This window comes from Amycolatopsis sp. NPDC045836 (assembly GCF_056431745.1).
Map to the genome: position 1 here is coordinate 79565 of NZ_JBWKKF010000018.1, position 24914 is coordinate 104478.

24 protein-coding genes are annotated in these 24914 nt (G+C 72.0%); 7 read left to right on the forward strand and 17 right to left on the reverse strand.

Features of this window, described 5'->3' with window-relative positions; all coding sequences use genetic code 11:
* Positions 1 to 443 precede the first annotated feature (443 nt).
* From AC07EG_RS30255 to AC07EG_RS30295, 9 genes are all read right to left on the reverse strand, one after another.
* Positions 444 to 3557 carry a substrate-binding domain-containing protein gene (locus AC07EG_RS30255; RefSeq protein ID WP_478256621.1) on the reverse strand — a complete coding sequence of 1038 codons (3114 nt, stop codon included), beginning with the start codon at positions 3555 to 3557 and terminating at the stop codon, positions 444 to 446.
* A gap of 166 nt (positions 3558 to 3723) precedes the next feature.
* Positions 3724 to 4668, reverse strand: coding sequence for a pectate lyase family protein (locus tag AC07EG_RS30260; RefSeq protein ID WP_478256622.1), 945 nt, complete (start codon positions 4666 to 4668; stop codon positions 3724 to 3726).
* 97 nt (positions 4669 to 4765) lie between these two features.
* Positions 4766 to 6079, reverse strand: a complete 1314-nt coding sequence (locus AC07EG_RS30265; RefSeq protein ID WP_478256623.1) for an ABC transporter substrate-binding protein — start codon at positions 6077 to 6079, stop codon at positions 4766 to 4768.
* Between the two features lie 7 nt (positions 6080 to 6086).
* Positions 6087 to 8063 carry a DUF6807 family protein gene (locus AC07EG_RS30270; RefSeq protein WP_478256624.1) on the reverse strand — a complete coding sequence of 659 codons (1977 nt, stop codon included), beginning with the start codon at positions 8061 to 8063 and terminating at the stop codon, positions 6087 to 6089.
* Positions 8060 to 8923 carry a carbohydrate ABC transporter permease gene (locus AC07EG_RS30275; RefSeq protein WP_478256625.1) on the reverse strand — a complete coding sequence of 288 codons (864 nt, stop codon included), beginning with the start codon at positions 8921 to 8923 and terminating at the stop codon, positions 8060 to 8062. The genes AC07EG_RS30270 and AC07EG_RS30275 overlap by 4 nt, the downstream gene beginning before the upstream one ends.
* Complete coding sequence (locus tag AC07EG_RS30280; RefSeq protein WP_478256626.1) at positions 8920 to 9825, reverse strand: carbohydrate ABC transporter permease; 906 nt, start codon at positions 9823 to 9825, stop codon at positions 8920 to 8922. The genes AC07EG_RS30275 and AC07EG_RS30280 overlap by 4 nt, the downstream gene beginning before the upstream one ends.
* Before the next feature lie 91 nt (positions 9826 to 9916).
* Positions 9917 to 11125: an RNA polymerase sigma factor gene (locus AC07EG_RS30285; RefSeq protein ID WP_478256627.1), complete on the reverse strand. Its 1209-nt coding sequence runs from the start codon at positions 11123 to 11125 to the stop codon at positions 9917 to 9919.
* A complete protein-coding gene (locus AC07EG_RS30290) occupies positions 11122 to 11457 on the reverse strand; it encodes a YciI family protein (protein ID WP_478256628.1) in 336 nt (111 codons plus the stop codon). Before AC07EG_RS30290 ends, AC07EG_RS30285 begins: the two co-directional genes overlap by 4 nt.
* Positions 11458 to 11467: 10 nt before the next feature.
* Entirely contained in the window at positions 11468 to 12094 is a 627-nt protein-coding gene (locus AC07EG_RS30295) for a dihydrofolate reductase family protein (protein WP_478256629.1), read from the reverse strand.
* Between the two features lie 183 nt (positions 12095 to 12277).
* On the opposite strand from AC07EG_RS30295, the gene AC07EG_RS30300 reads away from it, so the two are divergent.
* On the forward strand, positions 12278 to 12487 hold the full coding sequence (locus AC07EG_RS30300; protein WP_478256630.1) for a hypothetical protein: 210 nt from the start codon (positions 12278 to 12280) through the stop codon (positions 12485 to 12487).
* A gap of 3 nt (positions 12488 to 12490) precedes the next feature.
* Here the strand turns inward: AC07EG_RS30300 and AC07EG_RS30305 are convergent, their stop codons facing one another.
* Both AC07EG_RS30305 and AC07EG_RS30310 read right to left on the reverse strand, forming a co-directional pair.
* Positions 12491 to 13732, reverse strand: coding sequence for an SLC13 family permease (locus AC07EG_RS30305; RefSeq protein WP_478256631.1), 1242 nt, complete (start codon positions 13730 to 13732; stop codon positions 12491 to 12493).
* Complete coding sequence (locus tag AC07EG_RS30310; RefSeq protein WP_478256632.1) at positions 13729 to 14583, reverse strand: LysR family transcriptional regulator; 855 nt, start codon at positions 14581 to 14583, stop codon at positions 13729 to 13731. The genes AC07EG_RS30305 and AC07EG_RS30310 overlap by 4 nt, the downstream gene beginning before the upstream one ends.
* Positions 14584 to 14664: 81 nt before the next feature.
* Here AC07EG_RS30310 and AC07EG_RS30315 point away from each other — a divergent pair, with 81 nt between their 5' ends.
* Positions 14665 to 15126 (forward strand): cupin domain-containing protein, encoded by a 462-nt coding sequence (locus AC07EG_RS30315; protein ID WP_478256633.1) that lies wholly within the window; start codon positions 14665 to 14667, stop codon positions 15124 to 15126.
* Here the strand turns inward: AC07EG_RS30315 and AC07EG_RS30320 are convergent.
* Positions 15114 to 15653 (reverse strand): DUF6069 family protein, encoded by a 540-nt coding sequence (locus AC07EG_RS30320; protein WP_478256634.1) that lies wholly within the window; start codon positions 15651 to 15653, stop codon positions 15114 to 15116. The genes AC07EG_RS30315 and AC07EG_RS30320 overlap by 13 nt on opposite strands.
* Before the next feature lie 164 nt (positions 15654 to 15817).
* On the opposite strand from AC07EG_RS30320, the gene AC07EG_RS30325 reads away from it, so the two are divergent.
* The 3 genes from AC07EG_RS30325 to AC07EG_RS30335 all read left to right on the forward strand — a co-directional run bounded on the left by AC07EG_RS30325 (position 15818) and on the right by AC07EG_RS30335 (position 17941).
* Positions 15818 to 16798 (forward strand): helix-turn-helix domain-containing protein, encoded by a 981-nt coding sequence (locus AC07EG_RS30325; RefSeq protein ID WP_478256635.1) that lies wholly within the window; start codon positions 15818 to 15820, stop codon positions 16796 to 16798.
* Positions 16795 to 17277, forward strand: coding sequence for a GNAT family N-acetyltransferase (locus tag AC07EG_RS30330; RefSeq protein WP_478256636.1), 483 nt, complete (start codon positions 16795 to 16797; stop codon positions 17275 to 17277). Before AC07EG_RS30325 ends, AC07EG_RS30330 begins: the two co-directional genes overlap by 4 nt.
* A gap of 76 nt (positions 17278 to 17353) precedes the next feature.
* Entirely contained in the window at positions 17354 to 17941 is a 588-nt protein-coding gene (locus tag AC07EG_RS30335; protein WP_478256637.1) for a ClpP family protease, read from the forward strand.
* On the opposite strand, the gene AC07EG_RS30340 is transcribed toward AC07EG_RS30335, so the two are convergent.
* Positions 17905 to 18393 (reverse strand): DoxX family protein, encoded by a 489-nt coding sequence (locus AC07EG_RS30340; RefSeq protein ID WP_478256638.1) that lies wholly within the window; start codon positions 18391 to 18393, stop codon positions 17905 to 17907. The two genes, AC07EG_RS30335 and AC07EG_RS30340, sit on opposite strands and share 37 nt — an antisense overlap.
* Before the next feature lie 92 nt (positions 18394 to 18485).
* Here AC07EG_RS30340 and AC07EG_RS30345 point away from each other — a divergent pair, with 92 nt between their 5' ends.
* Positions 18486 to 19034, forward strand: a complete 549-nt coding sequence (locus tag AC07EG_RS30345) for a TetR/AcrR family transcriptional regulator (protein WP_478256639.1) — start codon at positions 18486 to 18488, stop codon at positions 19032 to 19034.
* Positions 19035 to 19098: 64 nt separating this feature from the next.
* Here the strand turns inward: AC07EG_RS30345 and AC07EG_RS30350 are convergent, their stop codons facing one another.
* From AC07EG_RS30350 to AC07EG_RS30360, 3 genes are all read right to left on the reverse strand, one after another.
* Positions 19099 to 20991, reverse strand: a complete 1893-nt coding sequence (locus AC07EG_RS30350; protein WP_478256640.1) for a putative bifunctional diguanylate cyclase/phosphodiesterase — start codon at positions 20989 to 20991, stop codon at positions 19099 to 19101.
* Positions 20992 to 21254: 263 nt separating this feature from the next.
* Positions 21255 to 22322 carry an alpha/beta hydrolase gene (locus AC07EG_RS30355; protein ID WP_478256641.1) on the reverse strand — a complete coding sequence of 356 codons (1068 nt, stop codon included), beginning with the start codon at positions 22320 to 22322 and terminating at the stop codon, positions 21255 to 21257.
* 70 nt (positions 22323 to 22392) lie between these two features.
* Complete coding sequence (locus tag AC07EG_RS30360) at positions 22393 to 23736, reverse strand: cytochrome P450 (RefSeq protein ID WP_478256642.1); 1344 nt, start codon at positions 23734 to 23736, stop codon at positions 22393 to 22395.
* Positions 23737 to 23879: 143 nt separating this feature from the next.
* On the opposite strand from AC07EG_RS30360, the gene AC07EG_RS30365 reads away from it, so the two are divergent.
* Positions 23880 to 24692: an SAM-dependent methyltransferase gene (locus AC07EG_RS30365; protein ID WP_478256643.1), complete on the forward strand. Its 813-nt coding sequence runs from the start codon at positions 23880 to 23882 to the stop codon at positions 24690 to 24692.
* Between the two features lie 5 nt (positions 24693 to 24697).
* Here the strand turns inward: AC07EG_RS30365 and AC07EG_RS30370 are convergent, their stop codons facing one another.
* The gene (locus tag AC07EG_RS30370; protein ID WP_478256644.1) at positions 24698 to 24886 is read right to left on the reverse strand and encodes a hypothetical protein; all 189 of its coding nucleotides are present in this window, start codon (positions 24884 to 24886) and stop codon (positions 24698 to 24700) included.
* Positions 24887 to 24914 lie beyond the last annotated feature (28 nt).

Consider the following 24914-nt stretch of genomic DNA (forward strand, 5'->3'; position numbering starts at 1 on the left):
CGGACCCCTGGCGAAGGCAGGCTCGGACCGGCGGCCTGAACACGCGACTCGGGTGGCCGGGTGGCGACTCGGCTGCCTGAACGCCAGGTCAGCTGTACAGACGTGCAAGTCGGGTGCGCTCGGACCCGCGACCCGATCACGCGCGTGTGGACCCAGCCACGCGAACACCGGACCCGCGAGCCCGCGACGAGGCCACACGAATCCGGAAGTCAGCCCGGCGAGCACGCGACCCGGGGGTGACCAAGGGCGCAACTCAGCTGCCTGAACACCAAGCCAACTGTCCGGCCGCGCAACTCGGGTGCGCTCGGACCCGCGACCCGATCACGCGCGTGTGGACCCAGCCACACGAACACCGGACCCGCGAGCCCGCGACTCGGCCACACGAATCCGGAAGTCAGCTCTTCGGGTGGTGCCACGCGGAGCCGGGTGGCCACCCCGGCGGGTCACCGCCGCGGTGGGTGGCGGTAGTCCTGCGGCGGCACGCCGGTGTGCTTGCGGAAGATGCGGCTGAAGTAGGCCCGGTCGTGGAAGCCGACCTGGCGGGCGATGGCCTGGATGCTGTCGTCGCTTTCCTGCAGGCGCTCCTTCGCCCTGGCGATCCGCAGCCGGGTCAGGTACTCCCACGGGGAGACGCACAGTTCCCGGTGGAACCGCCTGCTGAGGTAGTCCTCGCTCATCTCCGCCGCCTTCGCCACCTGCCGCCGGGTGATCTGGTGCTGGTAGTTCTGGTGCAGGTAGACCACCGCCCGCTGCACCTCCTGCCGGGTCGGCGCCCGGCGCCCGGGGTCGAGCAGCCGCCGCAGCAGGGTGAGGGTCTCGGCGTCGGACAGGATTCCCTTGCCCAGCAGCACGGTCCGCGCGTGCGGGGCGGCGCGCCGGACGTCGTCGTAGGTCAGTTCGTCGTTGCTGAGCACCAGGGCGGGCACATCGCTGAGCCGCGCGTCGCCGTGCAGCCGTTCCAGCACGTCGAAGGCGTCCATGTCCCGCAGCTGGCGGGACAGGATCAGCAGGTTCGGCACGTCGTGCCCGATCAGCGACAACGCGGTGGCCCCGTCCGGCGCGGTCAGCGCCAGGTGCCCGGGGCGCAGCTGCGCGATCAGCTGCTGGGTGCCCGCCTGCGCCCGCGGATCGGGATCGGCGATCACCGCCAGCCCCGCCAGTTCCACCGGCCGCACCGCGGTGATCACCTCACGCAGGTCCCGGCCGTGCCCGGCGGCGTAGGCCAGGAACGGCGTGCTCCGCAGCTTCGGGTGGTCGTGCAGCTGCCGCAGCACCGCCCAGTGCTCCGGCCGCAGCGCCGCGGTGTCCCAGGCGACCGCGGCCGGCCGGTTCTCCTCGACCACCGCGGCCACGTCGTCACCGGTGCCGAGCTTCAGCACGGACAACCCCGCCAGCCCGGCCGCCGCAACGGCTTCCTCGGCGGCCGGGCCGTCGGCCACGCACAGCAGCGAGTCGGCCGCCTCGTCCGGCACCGCCCGCCCCTGCGGTCCCGGCAACGGCAGGAACAGGTGGAAGGTGCCCCCGGCCGAACCGGTCTCGAACCGCAGGGAACCGTTGTGCAGGGCGATGAGCCGCCGCGCGATGGACAGCCCGAGCCCGCCCCTCGGTGAACCGGCGCCCCGGTAGCTGATCCGGATGCGCAGGTGCGGCGGCAGCACGTCGGCCTCGACGGTGCGCCGGGCGCGGCGGCCGACGCTGCGGCTGAGCGTGAGCAGCACCTGCCGCAGCCGCTGCCCGTCCGCCTCGATCAGCGGCAACCGGCCGAGCCCGTCCGCGCCGAACACCTCGGCGAGCAGTTCACGCGGGTCGATCAGCCCGCAGCGCAGCTTGAGCGAATCGAGTTCGGCGTCGGCCAGTTCGAGCAGGTCGCCGAGCACGCCGAGCTGGTATTCGGCCCCGGCGGTGATCCGGTTCAGCGCGCCACGCAGTTCCGGTGGCGGACCGGCCGACAACGCGGCCGCCGATTCCTTCAGGATCGCCTCGACCGGGGCCCGCAGTTCCTCGGTCACCTTGCCGAACAGGCTGGTTTTCACGCTGTCCGCCTCTTCGGCGGCTTCGACCTCGCGGAAGAGGCGGATGTCCTGCACCGCCGAGCTGATCTGCTCGCCGAGCGCGCGGTAGAACCCGCCGTCGGGCGGTCCCGCTTCGAACAGGCCGATGCCCAGCGGTTCGTCGCGCACCTGCAACGGCACCGCGATCCAGGTGCTGCGGCGCTCGTGGTGCAGCACATCGGACCGGGTGAGCGCGGTGGCCGGGCCGATGGACAGCTTCCAGTCCCCGACCCCGAGCAACGGCAACTGGCGGGCGAGCACGGTGGTCAGATCGCGTTCGTCCACCACCGACGACAGCGCCACCCCGGTTTCCCGCAGCCGCTGCGCCACCTGCTCGGCCTGCCAGCGCTCGTATTCGAGCAGCCGCCGGGCATCGCGGGCGACCGCGGCGCGGGCCTGGGAAACCAGTTTCTCCGCGAGATCCCCGTCCTGGCGCAGCGCGACGATGATCTCGTCCCACGCCTCGGCATTGCCGCCGACCGCCATTTCCGCCGCCAGCCCGGGGAAATCGGCCGTCGGGTCACCGGAAAGCGCGGCGTGGAACTCGCTCCGCAGCAGCCGCCCGTTTTCCGCCGGAATCCCGTGCTTGCGCAGGGTGGCGGGCAACCCGGCGTTCGGCGGCACCGCCTCCCCGGCGCACCCGCACGACTGGCGCACCACCAGTTCGGCCACCGGTGCCGACCGCCCGCGTGCCGGATCCCCGCCGAGCCGGGCCAGCAGGGTTTCCACCGCCTGCCCGCCGAGTTCGGCGAACGGCATGGACACCGAGGTCAGCGGCGGCGAGCAGAACCGGGCCTCCGGCGAATCGTTGAACCCGATCACCGCCACGTCCCCGGGCACCCGCACCCCGCGTTCGGTGAGCACGCCGATCGCCTCGGCGGCCAGGAAGTCGCTGCACGCCACCAGTGCGGTGAAGTCGCGGCCGGGTACCAGGCGCCGCGCGTCCAGCAGCACGCGCATCGCCGCGGCACCGGCGTCGCGCCGGAAGTCCACCGGCGGTGAGACCAGGGCGCGATCGGGCCGGATCTTGTAGCGGTCGAGGGTGTCGTGGTAGGCGCGCAGCCGGTCGGCGGTCACCGGATTGCGCACCGGTCCCTGCAGGAAGGCCAGGTCACGGCGGCCGTGCACGCCGATGAGGTGGTCGATGGCCTTGCACATGCCCTGGTAGCTGTCCAGGGTCAACGGCCGGTGGGCGCCGATCGCGCCGTTGAGGCAGACCATCGGCACGCGGCCGAACCGGCGGCCGAACTTCTCCGCGCGCGGGTGGCGTTCCGGCAGGCCGAGCGCGGAGGCCCAGCAGATCAGCCCGTCCACCAGCCCCGGCGTGACCAGGTGGTAGACCGCGTTGGCCGGTTGCTCGGCGGCGCCGATCTCCCCGCCGGGGAAGCAGATCAGGTCCACGTCGTGCTGCCTGGCCGCGGCCAGCACGCCCGCCCACACCGCGGGCGCCACGCCCAGATCGATGTTGGCCGTGACCAGGCCGATGGCCCGGCGGTGTCCGGTCATGGTCGCCTCGCTCGTCTGCGCTGACAAAGCTGTGGTGGCGGCGGAACTGCCTGCAACCTAGCGGCGGCGGACCGGGAGCGGATAGGGCGAATTGGGTGTTATCGGTAACAAAAGAGCGATTACGGAAACGGACCCCGGGGTCACCGGGGTCCTCCGCTGAACCGGTTCAGCCGACCTTTCCGGTACCGGCGCCGCTCTGCACGGTGGATTTCACCGAGGACGCCTGGTCCAGGCTGTAGGAGTACGGGATCGCGTTGACCGAACCACCCTGGTCACCGGAACCGGAATTGACGAAGTGGTTGTTCCTGGCGACCAGCGAACCGCCGGGCGAGCTGCCCTCACCGCGGTGGAACGGGTCGTCGGTGTTCTCGAAGTAGTTGCCCTCGACCAGCACCCCGGCTTCGACGGTGGACGCGACGCCGTAGTCGGTCACGCCGCCGTAGTAGTTGTTGTAGACGTGCACCGGGTTGCCGAAGCGCACCCGCGGGTGGCGCTGGCCGGTGCCGTCGAACCAGTTGTGGTGGTAGCTGACCCGCAGGTGGCCGCGGTCCTGGCTGCCGTTGCCGTCGCTGTGCCCGAGCAGCATGGTCTTGTCGTGCGAGGTGAACTTGTTCCACGACACGGTCACGTAGTCCGAGGCGCGCTTGATGTCGACGGCACCGTCGTAGCCGTCGGAGAAGGTGTTGTGGTCGATCCAGATCTTCGTCGAAGCGTCGGTGACGTTGATCGCGTCGTCGGCCCAGCCGCGGAAGTTGAGGTTCTGGATGATCACGTTGGTGGCGCTGTCCACGTCCAGCCCGCCGCCGGTGATGGTGGCGCCGGAGCCGACGCCGATCAGCGTCTTGTTCGACTTGACGTCCTGCATCCCGCTGATCGAGATGGTGCCGCTGACCCGGATCACCGCCGGGCTGCTCGACTGCATCGCGCTGATCAGCGCCGACGCGCTGGTCACGGTGACCGGCGTGGCGTTGCCGCCGCCGGTGGTGCCCGCGGCGAAGCCGGTCGGCGTGCCTGCGGCCGAGGCCGGCCCGGCGGTGGCCACCGTGAGCGCGGCGGCCGCCGCCACGGTCAGCAGGCCGGGCAGGCTTCGCCTGGCGAACGAACTGCGCATGGCTGAACTCCAATTCCGGTTGTCCGTTTTTGCTGTTGTCCTCACGGTAGGCAGGCCGATGTGGAGAATCACGGACAACGGGTGGAACATGCGGGGTTCAACCGGTGCGCTGCTGGTATTCCGCCTGCGCCTTGCCCAGTTTCCCGGCCAGCTCGTCCAGGAAGTCCTTTGCGGACAGTGCGCCGAGCAGTACCTTCTGGAAGCCCGGCTCGGCTTCGGTTTTGGTGATGGAGTTGAACTCCGGCAGGTGGTAGGGCAGCTGGACGACCGTGGTGGACGGTTCGGCGAGCACCTTCGCCAGCGTCACCCCGGGTTGCGGGTTCGCCGGGTCGCTCGGGGAAACCGCGCTGTTCACCGGCAGCACGCCGGTCTGCTCGGCCCAGTAGGTGTTCATCGGCGGGCTCGCGGCGAATTCGGCGAAGCGGAACGCCGCCTCGGTGTGCTCCCCGCCGGCGAACACCCCCAGCCCGGTGGTCGGGTGCGAGAGCACCGCCCTGGTCCCGTCCGCCGCCTTCGGCACCGGCAGCGCCACCACCCTGTCCGCGCCCAGCGCCTTCACCTGGTCCTGATAGGACCCGACGTTGTGCTGCATGACACCGATGTTGCCACCGCCGAACTGGGCCACCATCTTCGCGTAGTCGTTGGTCAGATCGGCTTCCGGGGTGAACCGCTTGTACAGCCCGGCCAGCCGTTCCAGCGCGGCCACGTTGCGCGGGTCGTTGACCGTGGACCGGCCGTCGGCTTCGAACATCTTCGTGATGCCCGACTGCCCGTAGACCACTTCGAGCATCTGCGCGATCGACCCGGACCCGCCGCGCAGGGTGAACCCGTACCGGTTCTGCGCCGGTGCGGTGAACCGCTCGATCGCGGTGAACAGCTGGTCCCAGGTCTCGGGGGCGGGCAGCCCGGCTTCGGCCAGCCAGTCCTTGCGGGCCCAGAACACCCCGGTGTTGGTGGAGATCGGCACCAGGTACAGCTTGCCGTCCGGCACGGTCGAGCGCACCGAGTCGACGATGCGCCCGTTCAGCTGACCGGCGATGGGGCTGGCGGCGAACAGTTCGTCCACCGGCTCCAGCGCGCGCTGCGGCACCAGGTTCGCCAGCATCGCCGTGGTCACCCCGCCCACGTCGGGCAGGCCGCCCCCGGCCACCGCGGTGTCGTACTTCTGCTGCGCCTGGGCGATCGGGATGCCCACGTACTCCACTTCGATGGTGGGGTTGGCCTTTTCGAACTCGGCGATGATGTGCTGCCAGACCGGGGTGCGGGCCGGGCCGCCGTTGTCGTCCCAGAAGGTGATCCTGGTGACCCCGCCCGCCGCGTCGGAACCGCACGCGGTGAGCGTGGTGACCGCGGTGGCCAGGGCCAGCAGCAGGGCCGCGGCCAGTCGCCGCGGGCGTCGGGGCTTGCCCATGGAGAACCTACCTTTCGCTTGTCCGGCGGATCAGCGCCGCCGCGGTCCGGCGGTCCAGCCGCCCGTCGGCCACCACGGTGCGGATCCGCCTGGTCACCGAGCCGGTGCTCAGCGGCCGTTCCCAGGCCAGTCCCGGCCCGATGCCGGGGTACTCGCGTTCCCTGGCGAACCAGCGGTCGCGGTCGGGGCCGCACTGGGTGAAGATCAGCGTCCAGGCCCGGCCCGATGGCGAAGTGCCCGACAGCGCGACCCAGTCGGCGGCGGCACCGTTGATCGCGTCCTCCCCGTCGCCCTCGGCGGAGAACACCCGGCGCCGGATCGAGGAAGCCGGGGCGCGCCAGAAGAAGCCGCCGTACCCGGCGCCCGCGCGGCCCTTGGTGTGGGAGCTGCGGATGGTCAGCGGCACGCGGCGCGCGTCCAGCCGGAAGGTGAAGTCCAGTTCCCAGCAGCCGGGCAGCCGGGAGGACGGGTGGCGGCGGGCGATCACCGTGCGCCGCTCGCGGGCGACCGGGTTGCCGTGGGGGTCGAGCCAGTCGAGCAGTTCGGTGAAACCGCAGGACTCGCGGCGGGTGAAGCGAAGGTGCCGCTGGCAGCCGTGGTCGTCGAGCCAGCGCGGGCCCTGCCCGCGGACGTAGGTGCGCCCGCCCCAGAAGTTGGTACCGTCCACATCGGACACCGCGAGCCCGACGCCGAGGTGGTGCGGGTGGTCCACCGGCGCGGTCTCGCTGACCTCCACGCCGCCGAGCGTGCGCACGGCGTGCAGGTAGGGCCGCGGGGACACGGTTTCCGGCAGCGCGGGATCGGTGCGCCAGCGGTAGGCCGCCACCTCCCGCTCCCCCGCCCGCAGCACCTGCTCGGCCGGGGCCCACGGCACCTCCAGCTCGGAGAACAGCGCCAGGTTCTCGGCGCTGCGGCGGGTCAACTGCTCGATGCCGGCCAGCACGCGCCCGCCGCCGTTGCGCCCGGCCAGGTGGACCGGCGCGATCGGCCGGGGCTCGGCGGCGCGCCGGACCGCGTCCACCACGCGCATGAACGCGCCGGTCCGCCGCAGCGGCACCAGCAGTTCCGCCCCGGTGCGGATGTGCGCGACCAGGTTCTCCAGCAGATCGGTGCGGGCGTGCCGGGTGACCTGCTCCGGGGTGCCGTGGCGCCGCAGGCACACCTCGTCGGTGGTGTAGGCCAGCTCGGCCCGCCCGTGCTCCCCGTGCACCACCACCGCGGGTTCGTGGCGGCGGTCGGCGCACATCGACACGGCGACGGTGATCACCACCCCGCTGTGCACGCGCAGCCGGACGCACGAGGTGTCGTCGGCCTCGATCGGGTTCGCCCGGTACAGCTCGACGTCGATCTCGCGCAGCGACTCCGGTTCCTCGGCACCGGCCAGCCACAGCGCGCTCGCGATGGCGTGGGCGAACGGGTTGGTCAGCGCGCCGTCGGTCACCGCGATGCCGTTGAGCCGCCGCTTGCCCGCCCACGGCGCGCGTTCGAAGTAGGCGGCCGGGCGGGCCCAGGCACCGGCCACCCCGATGCCGCGCACCCGGCCGAGGCCGTTGTCCGCCAGCAGGGCACGCAGGTACGGCAGGGCGGCCGAACCGAGGCTCTGGAACCCCACCTGGCAGGCGAGCCCGGTCGAGGAGACCGCTTCGGACAGTCGCGTGTAGTCGGCGAAGCTGCCCGCGGGCGGTTTCTCCAGCAGCAGGTGCGCCCCGGCGCGCAGCGCCTCGGTGCCCAGTTCGGCGTGCGTGTGGATGGGCGTGGCCAGGATGACCAGTTCGGCGCCGGTGCGCCGGATCAGCGGGCCGAGCCGGGTGGCCTGCTCGGGGCGGCCGAACCCGGCCAGCTGCGCGGCGTCGACCGGTTTGGTGTCGCACACCCCGGCCAGCCGCACGGTGCCCCGGTCGGCCAGCCGGCGCAGGTTGTCCAGGTGCCACCGGCCGTGCCCGTGCACCCCCGCCAGCACCACCCGCACCGGTTCCACGCTCATCCCTTCACCGCACCCGCCGACAGGCCCTGCACCAGGTAGCGCTGCACCACCGCGAACACCAGCACCACCGGCAGCGCGGCCACCACGCCCCCGGCGGCCAGCGCGCCGAAGTCCACGCTGAACTCGCCGAGGGTGAAGGCCAGCCCGACCGGCACGGTGAACTTGTCCTGGTCGCTGACGAACATCAGCGCGAACAGGAAGTTGTTCCAGCTGTGGATGAAGGCGAACGAGCCGACCGCGACCAGTCCCGGGCGCAGCAGCGGCAGCACCACCAGCAGGAACGCCCGCAGCCGGGTGCAGCCGTCGGCCTGCGCGGCCTCCTCCAGCTCCACCGGGATGCTCGCGATGAACCCGCTGATCAGCACCAGCGACAGCGGCAGCTGGAACACCGTCTCGGCGATCACCAGGCTGCTCAGGCTGTTCACCAGGCCGAGCGCGCGGAAGATCTCGAACAGCGGGATCAGCATCATCGCGCCGGGGATGAACTGGCTGCACAGCAGCGAGACCAGGAACACCCGCCTGCCGCGGAAGCGGAACCGGGCCAGCGCGTACCCGCCGGGCAGCGCGATCGCCGTGGTGGCCACCAGCGACGCCACCCCGACCAGGAAGCTGTTGCCGAAGAACACCCCGAACCCCATGCCGTGCCAGACGGTCTCGAAGTTCTCCAGCGAAACCGGCCACGGCACCAGCGAGGACGACCCGCGCGGGCGCACCGCGAAGACCACCATCCAGTAGAACGGCACCAGGGTGAACAGCAGGTACAGCCCCAGCGGGAGGTAGATCTCCCAGCGCCGCTTCCGCTTCCTCGGCACCGGCGGGGCTTCCGGTGGCGTGGCGGCCGGGGCGAATCCGGTGCTCATCGCTGCGCTCCGTACCGGCCGAGCCTGAGGTAGAGGATGGAGAAGAAGGTGAGCACGACGAACCCGGCCATGGTCAGCGCCGAGCCGTAGCCGAAGTCGTGGGACTGCGCCGCGGTGGCCGCCACGTACAGCGGCAGCGTGGTGGTCTGGTGCGCCGGCCCGCCGCCGGTCAGCGTGTAGAGCAGGTCGACGTTGTTGAACTCCCAGACCGCGCGCAGCAGGGTGGCCAGGACGATGGTGTCCCGCAGGTGCGGCAGGGTGATGTGGGCGAACCGCCGGACCCGGCCCGCGCCGTCCACCGACGCCGCCTCGTACAGGTCCTTCGGCACGCCCTGCAGGTCGGCGAGCAGCAGGATGGCGAAGAACGGCACCCCGCGCCACAGTTCGGCGAGCACGGCCGCCGGGAACACCGTCGCCGGGTCCGCCAGCGGGGCCGCGCCGTAGCCCATCAGGCCGAGGTCGGCCAGGTAGCGGGAAAGCCCGGTGGTCGGGTTGTAGAGCAGCACCCAGATCCCGGTGGTGAGCACCCCGGACACCGCCCACGGCGAGAACACCAGCGCCCTGGCCACCGCGCGGCCGACGAAGGTCTCGTTCACGATCAGCGCCAGCGCCAGCCCGAGCACGAACTGCAGCGACACCTCGACCGAAACCCACTTCGCGGTGAACGCCAGGCTCTGCCAGAACAGCGGGTCCTCGGTGAGCATCCGGGTGAAGTTGTCCAGCCCGGCGAAGCCGCCGAGCCACGGTTTGCTCAGCTGCCGGTGCTGCAGGCTGTAGTAGACGACGCTGGCCACCGGGTAGACCAGGAAGGCCAGCATCGCCAGCACCGCGGGCGCGATGAGCAGGTACGGCGTGCGGGAGTCACGACGGCGGCGGCGCCTCCGCTCCCCCAGTGCCACCATCCGCTGCTCCGTTCCACCGCCGGACGAAGCTCGAGATTACGGAAGCGGCGTTGGACAATTGCGGATTGTGTGTGGACTTTGACGCCCTGTTTCACCGGCGCAGCCGCCCGGCCAGGAACGCGCGTTCGGCGTCGTTCCCGGCCAGGGCGAGCGCCTGTGCGCCGGCCGCCGCGGCTTCCTCCGCGCGGCCCAGCCGGCGCAGCAGGTCGGCCTTCACCGCGGGCAGGTAGTGGTACCCGGCCAGCCGCTGATCGCCTTCGAGGCGTTCGACCTCGGCCAGTGCGGCGGCGGGGCCGTCCGCCATCGACAGCGCCACCGCCCGGTTCAGCTCGACCACCGGCGACGGCCACACCCGCACCAGTTCCCCGTACAGCACCAGGAGCTGGCTCCAGTCGGTGTCCTCGTACGCCGGGGCGGTGGCGTGCAGCAGCGCGATCGCGGCCTGCAGGGCGAACCGGCCCGGCCGGCCACCCCGCAGCGCGCCGACCACCAGCCGGTCGGCTTCGGCGATGGCCGCGGTGTCCCACACCGAACGGTCCTGTTCGGACAGTGGCCGCAGTTCGCCGCCCGGCCCGGTGCGGGCGGCGCGGCGGGCGTGGTTGGCCAGCAGCAGGGCGAGCAGGCCGCGCACCTCCCGTTCCGACGGCAGCTGCTCGTGCAGCAGGCGCGCGAGGTCCACCGCGCGCCCGGCGAGGTCGTCGTCGGTCAGCGACGGGCCTGCCGGTGCCGTGTGCCCGGCGGTGAAGGCCAGGTGCAGCACGGTCAGCACGGCGTCCAGCCGGTCCGGCAGCTCGTCCGGCCGGGGCATCCGGAACGGGATGCCCGCCGCGGCGATCTTCTTCTTCGCCCTGGTCAGCCGCGCGGCCATGGTGGTCTCGGCGACCAGGAACGCGTTCGCGACGCCCGCCGTGCTCACCCCGCAGACCAGCCGCAGGGTGAGCGCGACCTGCGCTTCGACCGCCAGCGCCGGGTGGCAGCACAGGAACACCAGGCGCAGCCGGTCGTCACTGGCCGGTTCGGCCGCTTCGGCCGGTTCCACCAGCAGGTGCAGTTTCGACCGCAGCGTCTTCGCCCGGCGCAGCGCGTCGAGGGCGTTGTGCCGGGCGGCGGTGGTCAGCCAGGCCCCGGGCCTGGCCGGGACACCGGTGCGGGCCCAGTCGGTCAGCGCCGCGGTGTAGGCGTCCTGCACGCATTCCTCGGCCAGGCCGAGGTCGCGGGTGACGCGCACCGTCGCGGCGAGCACCGCGGCCCATTCGCGGCGGTGCGCGTCCGCCACGGCGGCGGCGGCGGCGGTGCTCACCCCTCGAACAACGGCCGCACCTCGACCGCGCCGTCCATGATCGGCAGCAGTTTCCCGATGGCGACCGCGGTGTCCAGGTCCTTCGCCTCCACCACGAAGAACCCGGCGATCACCTCCTTGGTCTCCAGGAACGGCCCGTCGGTGACCAGGCCGCCCTTGTGGATGGTCCGGCCTTCGGCGACCGGCCGCAGGCCCTGCTCGTGCACCACCCGCGCGCCCATCGCGGTGATCTTGTCGCCGACGCCGAGATTGGCCTCCATCACCTCGGGCGGGATGTCGTCGACCCCGCCGGGCAGTTCCTTCTCGTAGATCAAGATCGCGTACTGCGGCACGGCCTTCCCCTCACCAGTTCCCGGTTTCCGGACCCATCGCACCGTAGGCCAGCTCGCCCTCCCGCGCGTACCTGGCTACCAGCACCCCGCTGCTCAGCGTGGTCGAGCCGAGCAACCGCAGCCCGGCCGGGCCGGTGCCCTCGCCGAACAGCCGCTTGCCCCGGCCGAGCAGCAACGGGAACAGCAGCACGTGGAACTCGTCGACCAGGTCGTGCCGCAGCAGCTCCTGGATCAGCCCGGCGCTGCCGTGCACCTGGATCTCCCCCGGCTCCCGCGCCTTCAGTTCCCGCACCGCCTTGGCCGTCTCCCCGGTGAGCAGGGTGGAGTTCGTCCAGGTCGGTTCCGCCAGCGTGCGCGACACGACGTACTTCGGCATCGAGTTCAGCTTCGCCCCGATCGGGTCGTCCGGCTCGGCCAGCGGCCAGGTCGCGGCGAAGCCCTCGTAGGTCCGGCGGCCCAGCAGCAACGCCGCCGCCCGGCTGGTCAGCGCGGTCATCAGCTCGATGGCGTGGTCGTCCATCGACGGCACGGCCCACCCGCCGTGGGCGAAGCCGCCGTCGCCGTCCTCCTCCGGCCCGCCCGGTGCCTGCATGACCCCGTCCAGCGAGGTGAACGCGGTGACCACCAGTTTGCCCATGTCTTGCCTCCACTCGTGTGCTTGCTTCCACCCACCCGGCGCACGAGGAACGGCGGATTCGACAGTCCGGAGAGCCTTTTTTCCGACGACGAACGTCACTCGTCCGAACGCTTGACGCGACTAGCCCGTTCGGACACAGTGAACAGCTGTCCACTCAAAATGCCTGCTCGAGTCCGGGGCGTCATGACCTTTCCCGCACACCGAGGCACCCTCCAGCCCGACGCGGCGCTGTTCCCGATCGGCACCCCGGGCGCGTTCCCCCGCCGCAACCGCACGCACGCCCGGCTGAGCGGGCTGCGGGTCAAGGTCGCCTGGCCCACCCAGGCCGATCTCGACTGGTTCGAGCACACCGACCTCCGCAAGCGCATCCTCGACCGCCTCTGGCAGCTCTGAGCACTACACCTGGAGCCCCGCCCACAGCGCCAGCACCGCCAGCACCAGGCAGGCGGGCACGGTCAGCACCCCGAGCCGGGTGAACTCCCGCAGGTTGACCTCGGTGCCGTGGTCGTGCAGCACCCGCCGCCAGAGCAGCGTCGCCAGCGACCCGGCGTAGGTGAGGTTCGGCCCGACGTTCACCCCGATCAACACGGCCAGCACGGCTCCGGTGCCGGCCGGCACGGTCAGCGGCAGCAGCACCAGCACCGCGGGCAGGTTGTTGATCAGGTTGGCCAGCACCGCGGCCACCACGGCGATGCCGAGCAGCGCGAGCAGGCCGCTGCCGCCGGGCACCAGCCGCCGCAGGCCGTCCGCGAGGCCGTTGTCCACAACGGACCGGACGATCACGCCGAGCGCCAGCACGAAGGCCAGGAACGGCAGCGAAGCCGCACGCACCAGGGCACCGGCGGTGGTGCGGCGCCGCAGCAGGGCGCGCACGGCGAGCACCAGCGCCCCGGCGGCCGCCGCCAAGGCCGGGTCGACGCCGATCGCGGAGGCGACGGCGAAACCCGCCAGCGTCAGCGCGACGGTGACCAGCGCGAACTTCGGCACGGCAACCGGTTCCGGCGCGTCCGCCTCGCCGCGCACCCGCAGTTCGGCGGCGAAGAACCTCCGGAACACCAGGTACTCCACCGCGAGCACCACCAGCCACGGCAACGCCATCAAACCGGCGAACCGCAGGAAGCCCACCCCGCTGGCGCTGAACGCCAGCAGGTTGGTCAGGTTCGACACCGGCAGCAGCAGCGACGCCGAATTGGACAGGTGCGCGCAGGCGTGCACGTGCGGTTTCGGCGGCACGCCCAGCCGCCGTGCCGTGGCGAAGACCACCGGGGTGAGCAGCACGACGGTGGCGTCCAGGCTGAGCACCGCGGTGACCACCGACGCGATGCCGAACACCCCGCCCAGCAGGCGCTGCGGCCCGCCCGCCGCGGCACGGGCGAGCCAGGCCCCGCAGGCGTGGAACAGCCCTTCGTCCGCGCACAACCGCGCCAGCACCAGCACCGCCACCAGGAACCCGGCCACCGGCGCCAGCCGCAGCACCTCCTCGGTGGCGTGTTCGAGCGGAAGCGCGCCGATCGCGATCAGCAGCACCGCGGCGGGTACCGCCACCACCGCCTCCGGCAACCCGCGCGGGCGCACCACCGCGGCCGCCAGCACCAGTGCCAGCAACGCGACGGCGAAGATCTCGGCGACCAGGTTCACGCGGCCCGGCCGAACGCGGTGCGCAGGTGGCGTGCCGCGGTCGGCGGGCCGGGCGGCAGGACGAGCGAGGTGACCAGTTCCGGCCCGATCAGCGGGCGGATGGCCACCCCGGGGAACGACGGCTGCCCGGACACCTCGTAGAAGACGGTCCAGGACGGGGAAGCGGCGATCTCGGCCAGCGTCTCGGCGAGCCCGGTGAACGGCGGCCCGTCCGGTGGCTCGATCCCGGCGCACGCCTCGCGGATGAAGTCGTGGAACGGCGGGTTCTCCGCACGGGGCGCCAGCCGCAGCGGCAGGTCCGCGAGTTCTTCCAGGCGCAGCGCGGACTTGCCGGCGAGCGGGTGGGCGGCGGGCAGGGCCACGTGCAGCGGGTCCCGCCAGACCGGCAGCAACTCCAGGTGCCGGGCGGCGGGCAGGGCCCGGACCAGCGCGGCGTCCAGTTCGCCGGACCGCACCGCCGCGAGCCGGTCGGCCGGTGCCAGCCGCCTGAGCCGGACCCGCAGTTGCGGGGCGAGGGCGGCGAGTTCACCGAGCGCGCGGTACACGCGGTCGCCGGGGCCGTGCACGGTGCCCAGCCGCACCAGCCCGCGCTCGGCCACCGCGGCGGCCACCGCCCTGGTCCGCTCGGCCGCCGCCAGCACCGCCCGCGCTTCGGGCAACAGCCGTTCACCGCCGGGGGTCAGCCGCACCCGCCTGCCCGCCCGGTCGAACAACCGCACCCCCAGTTCGCGTTCCAGCCGGGCGACCTGCTGGCTCACCGCGGACTGCACGATGTGCAGCCGGTCGGCGGCCCGGCCGAACCCGCCCGCTTCGGCGACGGTCACGAAGTACCGCAGCTGCCGCAACTCCATCGCCGCTCCATCTCGATCGGTGATCCCGGTGATCGGCAACTGCCGCTGGTACCCGCATTGTTCCCGTAGTCGACTGGAGCCATGACCCCACGTGCACTGATCAGCCGCGGTGACACCGCGGAACTCGTCGCCCTGCCCGGCGGCGCCTTCCACCTGCTCGCCGACGCCGGCCACACCGGTGGCGCGCTCGGCGCCAACCGGCTGCGCCTCGGCGAGGGCGCGACCGGTGCGAAGCCGCACCACCACGCGAAATCCACGGAGCTGTTCTACGTGCTCGACGGCAGGGTGGAGTTCGACCTCGGCGGCACCGCGGAGACGGTGTCACGCGGTGATCTGGTGGTGGTCCCGCCCGGTCTGCGGCACGCCTTCGGCGCCGCCCCCGGCCACCCCGCCGACCTGCTCGTGGTGCTCACGCCGGGGGTGGAGCGGTTCGGTTACTTCCGGCAGCTGGGCCGCATCCAGCGCGGGGAAGCCGGCTTCGGCAGCCTGCATGCCGAGCAGGACCGGTACGACGTGTACTTCGTGCCGGATCAGCGGTCGTAGTAGGTGGTCGGCGGCGGCTGCTGCTGGTTCCACTGCCGGGTCGGCGCCTCCGGATCGGTGGTGCGCTTGCGCCGGTGCAGGGTGCGCGCGTTCACCGCCATGTTGTGCACGATCACGCCGATCACCAGCCCCAGCACCAGGTTGATCAGCCCGGTGGCGATCTTCGCGCCGAGGTCGACGGTCAGCGTCAGCGGCAGCACCACCGCGATCAGCGTGACCAGCGCCATGATCCAGCCGAAGAACTGCCCCGGCGCGGGCGTGGCCACGCTGAGCAGGTGCATCAGCCCGGTGGCCAGGATCGCCACCACCGCCGCGGTGACCGCGTAGGCGGGGGTGCTGGCGTTGCCCCAGATACCGGCGCCCTCCGGGGCGAGCACCTCCACCGCGAACAGGCCGCGGGCGATCAGCAGGCCGACGATCGCGAGCAGCGCGGCCACCACCGCGGTGGCGATGCCGCCGGCCCACAACCGTCCCGCATCGACCCCGGGCCGGTCGCCGCGCGCGTACGGTGCGTTGTAGTCGGACATCGGGAGTCTCCTCCGTAGTGGGTCACCGGCCGTACCCGATTCTCGCGCGAATCCGCTCCCCCCGCCGCCCGGAGCGCAGGGGGCTCACCCCCGGTGGCGGGATCTTGGTGGTGGCTGGCGTGCACGCCACTGGCCGTCCGTCGTTCGGTGGTTACGCTGAAGCCATGGCGAAAGCACTGGGTCCCAGCGTCGCGGTACTGGCCTACCAGGGCATGTCCGCCTTCGAGACCGGCATCGTGACCGAGGTGTTCGGGCTGGAGTGGCTGGACCTCGGCGTGCCCTGGTACCGGCTGAAGATCTGCGCCGAGAAGCCCGGTCCGGTGCGGATGCTCGGCGGCGCCACCCTGGACACGCCGTACGGCCTCGACGACTTCGCCGACGCCGACACGCTGGTGGTGCCCAGCGTGTCCGATCCCACCGCCGACCCGTCCCCCGAACTGGTCACCGCGCTGCGGCGGGCCCACCACCGCGGCACCCGGATCGTGTCGATCTGCTCCGGTGCCTTCGCCCTGGCCGGGGCGGGCCTGCTGGACGGCCGCCGCGCCACCACGCACTGGCGTCACGCCGGACTGCTCGGCAGCCGGTTCCCCCAGGTCGAGGTGGACCCGAACCCGCTGTACGTCCAGGACGGCGGGGTGTTCACCAGCGCGGGCTGCGCGGCCGGGCTGGACCTGTGCCTGCACCTGGTGCGGGCCGACTACGGCGCCGCGGTGGCCAACTCGGTGGCCAGGCACCTGGTGGTCCCGCCGCACCGCGACGGCGGGCAGGCGCAGTTCATCGAGGCCCCGGTGGCCCCCGACCCCGGCGACGACCACGTGGCGCGCAGCATGGCCTGGGCGCTGGAGCACCTGGCCGAGACCATCACCGTGCAGCGGCTGGCCGAGGTGGCGGCGATGTCCCCCCGCACCTACCTCCGCCACTTCCTGCGCGCCACCGGCACCAGCCCGATCCGCTGGCTGATCGCCCAGCGCGTGCAGGCCAGCCTGCCGCTGCTGGAGACCACCACCACGCCGATCGAGCGGATCGCCACCGCCGTCGGTTTCGACACCGCGGTCACCTTCCGGCACCATTTCACCTCGGCGATGCGGGTGGCGCCGTCGGCCTACCGGCGCACCTTCGGCGTCCGGGAGGAGATGAGCGCGTGACGATCAGGATCGAGCCGGTGGACGAGGCGGGCCTCGGCGTGCTGGAACCGCTGTGGAAGGCGCTCACCGACCACCACCGGTCGCTGGTCGGCGACCGGCTGCCGGTGCACGGCAACGACGCCTCGTGGGCCGTCCGCCACGAGCAGTACCGCACCTGGCTGCGGAACGAAGCCGCGCTGGTCTTCGCCGCTTACCAAGCGGAGGCGGCGGTGGGGTACCTGTGCTGCCGGTTGCTGCCGTCGGGGGCGACCTTCGACTTCGGCGAGCAGCGGGGTGAGGTCGACTCGCTGGTGGTCGATCCCGGGGCGCGGGCCGGCGGGATCGGCACGGCGTTGCTGGAGCACTGCCGCGCCGAACTCAAGCGGCGTGACATCGGGTACTGGTCGATCGGGGTGCTGGCGGCGAACACCGGCGCGGCGGAGCTGTACCGGCGCCTGGGTTTCGAGCCGTGGCTGCAGGACCTGATCGGCCGGACTTGATCGCTTGCCGCGAACTCGCCTCGCTGTGAGCGAACTCGGCCCCAGCGCGGGGTTTCCCGGCTCTACGGTCGCGCTCATGACACTCGAGCTGCTCCCCGAGCTGAACACCGCGTCGAGCGGGCTGCCCCTCAACGACTCCGTCTACGAGCAACTGCTGCGCGACCGGATCGTCTTCCTCGGTTCGGAGGTCACCGACGAGGTGGCGAACCGGATCACCGCGCAGTTGCTGCTGCTGGCCGCCGACGACCCGGACCGCGACATCACCTTCTACATCAACTCGCCGGGCGGCTCGGTGACCGCGGGCATGGCCATCTACGACACCATGCAGCTGGTCAAACCGGACGTGTCCACCTGGGGCCTCGGTTTCGTCGCCTCGATGGGGCAGTTCCTGCTGTCCTCGGGCACCCCCGGCAAGCGCTTCCTGCTGCCGAACACGCGGATCGTGATGCACCAGCCGTCGGCGGGCATCGGCGGGTCGGCGGCGGACGTGGCCATCCAGGCGGAGGTGTTCGGCCGGATGAAGCGCCGGATCGCCGAGATCACCGCCGGCCAGACCGGCCAGACCGTGGAGCGGATCACCGCCGACGCCGACCGCGACCGCTGGTTCGACGCCGAAGAGGCGCTGGACTACGGGTTCGTCGACAGGATCGTCGGCGCTTCCTGAGCCCGCCTCGCCCGCACGTGGTGCACGACCACGCTGAGCGTCGCGGCCAGGAAGACCACCTGCAGGATCGTCCGCGGCACCAGCTGGTCGTCCCACGGCAGGCCGGGTTCGGTGACGGCCTTGTGCGCGTTCGCCGGGAACATCGCCAGCAGCATCAGCGTCAGCCCGCCCGCCGCCCACGGCGCGGTCACCGGCCACAGCAGGGCGGCCGCACCCGCCAGTTCCAGCACCCCGGTCAGGGTGACCAGGAACTCCGGCGCGGGCAGTGACGGCGGCACCATCGCCACCAGTTCCGCGCGCAGGCCGACGAAGTGCGCCACGCCGGTCGCCACGAACATCGCGGCCAGCCCGAGGCGCACGGCCACCGGCCACGGCCTCAGCCGCCGCACACCGGCCGCGCCCAGGCCCAGGGCCACCAGCGTGACCACCACCAGAATGATCAACGGCGCCATTTCCGCCCCCACCTTCCCTCGAACTTGTCAGCGGCAAGATTGCCCCGGCCGGTCGCATCTTGTCAATGACCAGATTCGGCTACGCTGGGCGCATGCCCTACCACCACGGTGATCTCCGCCGGACCGTGCTCAACGCGGCGGTCGCCGCGATCACCGAGTCCGGGCCCGCGTCGATCAGCCTGCGCGACCTCGCCCGCCGGGCCGGGGTGTCGAACGCGGCGCCTGCGCACCACTTCGGCGACAAGGCCGGGTTGCTCACCGCGCTGGCCGCCGAGGGCTACGGCCTGCTGGCCGACGCGCTCACCGAGGTCAACGAATCCGGTGGCGGCATGATCGACCTGGGCGTGGCCTACGTCCGCTTCGCCACCGAGCACCGGGCGCACTTCGACGTCATGTTCCGCCCGGACTTCTACCGCCCCGACGACGAACACCTGGTGGCCGCGCGCACCCGGGCAGGCGACGCCCTCGCCGACGGCATCGCCGCCGACCCCCGCACCGGCCCCGACCCGGCGATGGCCAGGGTGGCCGCCTGGTCACTGATGCACGGCTACGCCACCCTGGTGCTCACCGGCTCGCTGTCCCACGAGGACCCGCTGGCCACCGCCCGGACCGTCGCCCACTACCTCTTCCCGGACGGTTGAGCGGGCCGGTTCCGGGAGCAGCGCCACCCCGCCAGGACTCCGGAGCCGGGCGGACCGTGCCCGATCACCCGAAGTACGGCCCGAGCCCCGCGTCCGCGCCCGTCTGCCGCCACCAGCCCGCCTGGTCCCCGGTGTGGATGCCGTCCACCAGCACGGTGGCTCCGGCCAGGTGCGCCAGTTCGATCAGGTTCGCCACCGAACGCGTCAGCAGCAGCCGCGGGTCTTCCCGCAGCCGGTCGACCAGCCGCCGCGCCAGGCGGACGGTGCGGATCGGCAGTTCTCCCAGGCACTCCACGTCGCCCGCGGCGCCGAAGTCCAGCAGTTCGCTGTACACCCCGATCTCCGCGAGCACCCGCAGGTTGTCGGCGGCCTCGCCGCGGTCGGCGAGCAGGGCCCGCACCGGGAAGCCGAGGCGCAGCCGCGCCGGGTCCAGGCCGGTTCCGCCCAGTGTCCGCCGGATCGTGCCGACCAGGTCCGGGTCGGCCGCCTGGTCCGCGGTCAGCCCGACCACCAGCGTCCTGTCCTCGCGCACCTCCGCACACGCCTTCCGCAGCACCCACTCCCCGAGCGGCAGCAGCAATCCCGTGCGCCCGGCCAGTTCCACGCAGGTCTGGTGCCCCAGCACGCCTTCGCGCCCGTGGTTCCAGCGCAGCACCGCTTCCACCCCCGTGGTGCACCGGTCTTCCAGCCGGACCACCGGGCGGTAGGCCACTTCGACGTCGCCGAGTTCCCACGCCCCGGCCATCGACGCGGCCAGGCTGAACTCACGCCGTTCCCGTTCATCCAGCGCCGGGTCGAACAGCTGCCACTGCCGGTGGCCGTTGCGCTGCGCCCGCCGCAGGCTCATGTCGGTGGCACGCAGCAGTTCGCTCGGCGGCAGGTCCGGCGGTGGCCGGTGCGCCACGCCGATGCTCGCCGACGCGGCCACGCCGGTGTTCTCGTCGAGGTACACCGGCTCGGCCAGTTCCTGGTTGATCCGCCGGATGGTGGTCCCCACGTCCGGGGTGGTCTCGGTGTTCTCGATCAGGATGCCGAATTCGTCACCGCCGAGCCGGGCGACGAGCGCGTTCTCCCCGGCCACCACCGATTCCAGTGTCGCGGCGACGCTGCGGAGCAGCCGATCACCGCTTTCCGGCCCGAGCCCGTCGGTGACCACCGAGAACCCGTCGAGGTCGAGGTGGAACACGGTGATGCCGGTGGCCGGATCGGCCAGCCGCAACGCCTTTTCCAGCCGGGAGCCGAAGAACTGCCGGTTCGGCAGGCCGGTGAGCGCGTCGTGCAGCGCCTGGTGGCTCATCCTCCGTTGCAGCAGCGAAACATCGGTGTCGTCGTCGATGATGGTGACGAACTGCTCCGCCGCCCCCGCCGCGTCGCGGATCACCCCGCCGGTCAGCGTCACCCACATCGTTTCGCCGCTCCCGGCGACCAGCCTGCGGCCGATCCGCAACCGGCTGATCCGCCCGTCGCGCAGTTCGCGGTAACCCTGCCGCAGCCCTTCGGCGTCCTCCGGGTGGATCAGGTCGAACAGGCTGACCCCGGTGATCTCCCCCGGTGCGCGCTCGAGCGTCTTGCCGAGCGCGGCGTTGATCCGCACCAGCGTGCCGTCCAGCTCGGTCACCGCGATGCCGCTGGCCGAACCGGCGAAGATCTCTTCGAACCGCGCCTGCGTCATCAGCTGCTGGCGGCGGGACTCCCGTTCCACGTCGAGCAGCGTGCGGTTGAGTTCCTTCTGCTGCTTCTGGAACAGCTGGCGCTGGGCCTCGCTGTAACCGGTGGTGAGCGCACCGAGCGCGAGCACCACCCGATCGGCGGGCTGGTCGCGGGACAGCGCCTTGCCGAGCACCTCCAGCGTGCGCCGCAGGCTGTCCGGGCCGACGCAGCGGAGTTCGACCAGCCGGGCACCCGCCCGGCCCGCGCCCGCCGGATCGAACGGCTCACTGCGGACCGCGTCGATCACCTGGTCCACCAATTCCCGAAGCCGTGCTTCGAGTTCTTTGTGGGTGTACGGCAGATACGCCGTCGCGCCGATCAGATACGCCCATTTACGCGCCAGTGTCGCGCGCCGGCGAGCCGATGGCGGCCCACCGGGCGTCGAAGACGCGTCTTCGTGCGGATTCGGGACGGTCACTGCTGCGGGTCTCCGTGGTCTCGGCGATCGGGCACTGCCGTGGAACCGAATTGATCCTTCCGGATTCTTCACCCCGGTTCCGCGGCGAAGGGTCAGCCAATCGGGTGGTAACCCTCCGGCGCCAGGCCCAGTTTGCCGGTCAGCCACGCACGGGTGGCTTCCCGGTACGCCGCGGCATTGCGGTGCAGGGCCAGCGAATGGCCCGCGTCCGGCAGCACGTGGGTGGACAGGTCCGCCGCCGGGCCGTAGTACGGCGCTTCCTGGGCCCGGAGCCCTTCCGCGGTGGAACAGTCCCGGAGCGCGAGCACACCACAGAAAAGCACGTCCTTTTGCCCGACCGGTTGAAAGACGGGCACATCGATGCCTTTTGTGATCGGCAACACGATGCCGAAGACGGCCACGGTTCCCATGCCGGGCACGGAAACCTGATCCTTCGTCGCTTCGTCGGCCGCGATGACCCCGGGATCCGCGTTTTCCGAATGGTAGAAAAGCCACGAGCGCGAACCGGGCCGGGTGGTGAAATACAGCAGGTCACTGCTGAGGAACCGCGGTTCCGCAAAAGCCGGTTGCAGGCCGAACAACACCCCGAGCGCGAGCACCGGCACCGCGGGCAGGTGGGTCGTGCCGCTGAGGACCACACCGTCCACGTCGCGGTAGGTGGCCGCTTCCGCCGCCACCACCCCGGACCCCACCGAATGCCCGACCAGCACCACCTTGCCGAAGGCCAGGCCGCCGACGCGCCCGGCGCGCAGGTGCCCGACCACGTCGTGCACCGCCTTCGCCGCGGCGGGCAGCAGCAGCCGCGGGCTGGCGGGCTTGCCGCTGCGCCCGGCACCCAGCTGGTCCATGGCGAAGGTGGCGTAACCGTGTGCGGCCATGTCGCGCTGGTAGGAATACCGTTCCGGCTGGTACGGGAGGTCCCAGTACGCGCTGTTGTAGGTGCCGCCGTGCACCAGCAGCTGGACCGCGTCCGGGGTGGTGCCCGCGGGCAGGCAGAACCGGCCGTGCACCCTGGTCGGGCCGTCCGGGCCGGTGACCGGGAGAGCGGTGTCCGAGCACTCGACCGCGGGCCCGGCCGAGGCCGGGGCGGCGGCGATCGTGCTGCCGAGCAGGGCACCGGAGGCGAGCAGGGCGGCGGTCAGTTTGGTCGGCGTTCTCACGGGGGCTTACCTCCGGCAGGTCCGACAGGTGACTGAGGAGCTACAGAGGGTACACCCGGTAGTCGATCGCTCACCCGGTGGTGCGACGCCGGGGGGTCACGCGCATCGGCAGGCGGTTGGGCTGCATGGTCGCCTTGATCTTGGCGTGCACCGGTTTCCCCGGTACCGGCACCAGCCGCCAGCGCGCGCCGATGGTCACCGCGGCGATGGCGATCTCGGCCGGGGCGAGCAGGTGCCCCGGGCACAGCCGGGCACCGGCGCCGAACGGGAGGTACGCGCCCCGCGGCAGCGAAGAAAGCAGTTCCGGCGTCCAGCGGCCGGGGTCGAACCGGCCGGGATCGGGGAAACAACGCGGATCCTGGTGCAGGGTGTGCTGGCTGACCGCCACCTCGGCACCGGCCGGGATGCGCACGCCGCCGAGTTCGGTGTGCTCACGGGCCCGGCGCATCAGGATCAGCGGTGGTGTCCGGCGCAGGACCTCGTTGATGATGCGCTGGGTGTATTCGAGCGCGGGCAGGTCTTCGAAGCGCACCGGCCGCCCGCCGAGCACCCGGTCGACCTCCTCGTGGAACCGGCGTTCCACCGCCGGGTGCTGCCCGAGTTCGTGGAAGAACCAGGCCAGCGCCACCGCGGTGGTTTCCGCGCCGGTGGTGAGGATGGTGATCACCTCGTCGCGCACCTGCTGGTCGCTCATGCCTTCGCCGGTCTCCTCGTCACGGGCGAGCAGCAGCATCGAAAGCAGGTCACCGTGGTAGTCACCGGAGGACCGCGCGGTCACCACGGCTTCGGTGATCACCCGGCGCAGGCGCGCCGCCGCGGCGTCGAACCGCCGGTTCGCCGGGATCGGCAGCCTTTCCACCAGTTTCGGGGAAAACGCGCGGAGCAGCACATACCTGAGCATGATCGGGATCGACCGCTGGATCTCGGCGAGCACGTCGTCACCGAGTTCGGCGGAGAACAGCGTGCGGCCGGAGACGGTCAGCGCGAGGTCCTGCACCTGCTCGTCGAAGGCGATGGTTTCGCCCGGCAGCCAGGAATCGGCCAGTCCGGCAGCCAGTCCGGTGATGGTCTGTTCGGCGTAACCGGCGATGCGCTCGCGCGAAAAGGCGGGCTGCACCAGTCGGCGCTGGCGCCGGTTCTGGTCACCGTTGGAGGTGGCGAGCCCGTCGCCGAACAGCGGGCGCATCTTGTCGAAGACGATGCCCTTGTCGAACTTGGCGGCGTCGGTGACGAGCAGCTGCCACGCCAGTTCCGGCGTGGTGACCAGGTAGACCGGCAGCGGGCCGAGGAAGAGCCGCACCACTTCGCCGTGCTCGCGCACGGCGGAGAACAACGCGAGCGGGTCGCGCAGCAGCGGCACGGTGTGGCCGAGCAGTGGCCAGCGGCCGGGCGCGGTCTCCGGGGGTCGTGGCACGGCGGACACAGTAGGCCGGGTGCACACCGGCCGAGAACGGTGCGCACACGAATGGCGGAGCGCGTTGCTCCCCGGCGCCGGGCCGCGGCGCCGGGCTACACTGCCGCGCCGAACGGGTTTTCGCGCAACCGACGGGAGTCGCGGTGATTCCGGAACTGAGCTGGGTGCCCCCCGAGGTCGACGTCACCGTGCCGAACCCGGCCCGCGTGTACGACTACTGGCTGGACGGGGACCACCACTTCCCCGCCGACCGCGAACTCGGCGAGCAGATCTTGCAGATCATGCCCGGCGTGCGGGACGCGGCCCGGCTCAACCGCGCGTTCCTGCGGCGGGCGGCCACCTTCATGGTCGAGTCCGGCGTGCGGCAGTTCCTCGACATCGGTTCCGGCATTCCCACCGCGGGCAACCTGCACGAGATCGTCCAGCAGCTCGACCCCGGTTGCCGCGTGGTCTACGTCGACCGGGAGCCGGTCGCGGTGGCGCACAGCCAGTTGCTGCTCGAAGGCAACGACCGCTGCACGGCGCTGCAGGCGGATCTGCGGGACTTCGAGCAGATCCTGACCTCGCCGAAAACCACCGCCCTGCTCGATTTCGACCAGCCGGTGGGCCTGTTCATGTTGCTGCTGCTGCACTTCGTGCCGGATTCGTGGGATCCGGCCGGACTGGTGGCGCGTTACCGCGACCGGCTGGCGCCCGGTAGCTACCTGGCGGTGTCCCACGTCGCGGCCGATGCCGGCTCGGCCGGGCTGGACGAGGCGATCGAGGCGTACCAGAGCACGCGCAACCAGCCGTTCCCGCGCACGCACGACCAGGTCATGCGCTTCTTCGACGGCTTCGAGATGGTCGAGCCCGGCCTGGTCGGCTGCGCCATGTGGAATCCGCAGGGCGTCGGGGACGTGTCCGAAGACCCCTCGATCAACCTGCTGCCCTACGCCGGCGTCGGCCGCTTGCCGTAGCGGGCTCAGTCGCGGACGACCGCGAACACCGCCCCGAGCAGCAACAGGAAACCGGCACCCCAGAACAGCACCCAGGTGCCGACGCCGAACTGCGCGGCCAGCGCCTCTTCCGGCACCACGAACCCGGCGGCCAGGCTCGCCAGCCCGGTCCCGATCGCGCACCCCGCGATGATCCGGTCGACGTTGAACTCCATCGGAACCCCCCTGCGTCCGCGTGCGCAC